Origin of the sequence: Extibacter muris, assembly GCF_004345005.1 — a bacterium.
GTDB classification, from domain to species: domain Bacteria; phylum Bacillota; class Clostridia; order Lachnospirales; family Lachnospiraceae; genus Extibacter; species Extibacter muris.
Genome location: NZ_SMMX01000070.1, coordinates 1 through 707 on the forward strand (window position 1 = coordinate 1; position 707 = coordinate 707).

Annotated in this window: 1 protein-coding gene; it reads right to left on the minus strand. The window is 53.2% G+C overall.

Annotated elements, in window-relative coordinates; translation table 11 throughout:
* Positions 1-360 precede the first annotated feature (360 nt).
* Positions 361-707, minus strand: a 347-nt coding sequence (locus E1963_RS23655) for a hypothetical protein (protein WP_201272092.1), incomplete at its 5' end; no start/stop codon positions are given.

Consider the following 707-nt stretch of genomic DNA (forward strand, 5'->3'; position numbering starts at 1 on the left):
CTCCCCCTTTCTCTCCCCCTTCTCCTTCTCTTTTTTTCTCTTCCCCCTCTCCTTCCCCTCTCGGGAAGACTTCTTCTTCTCCTCTCCCTTCCCCTCTCTCCCTTCTCTCCTCCTCCCTCCTTCCGCTTCACCGGCAGCTTGAGGTGCTCCTTTCCTCCCTCTCTTTTTTTCTTCCCCTCCTCCCTTCCTCCTCTCCCTCCTTCCTCCCTTTCCTTTTTTTCTTTTTCTTCCCTCTTGCTCCTTTCCCTTCTTCCTCCCCAGCGGCCTCTCCTCCCTCTTCTCCTTCTTCCCCTCCTTTTCCTTCTTCTTCTCCTCTCTTTCTCTCTCTCCCTCTTCCTTTTCTCTCGATTCTATGCTCTTCTAGATGATCTGTGCCCTTGTTCGGTTCTCCCCCCCCTTTCCTTCTTCTCTCTTCCCTTTCTTTTTCCCTTTCCTTTCCCCTTCCCCTCTCTCCTCCTTTTCCCCTTTCTCCTTTTCCTTCCCTTCCTTTCCTCCTCCTCCTCCCCCTCCCTCTCCCCCTCCCTTTTTCCTCCCTCCCCTCCCTCTTCTGCTGCTCCTCCTCTTTTCTCCTCTCTTTTCTTCTCTCTTTTCTCCTTTCTTGCTGTTTACCTCCTTCATAGAAGGGGTGCCGAAGGCCTTTTCCTCCTCCTCTTCTCTCTCCTTCTCCTTCCCCTTCCTCCTTTTGCTATCGAGTCCTCTGCCGCTGC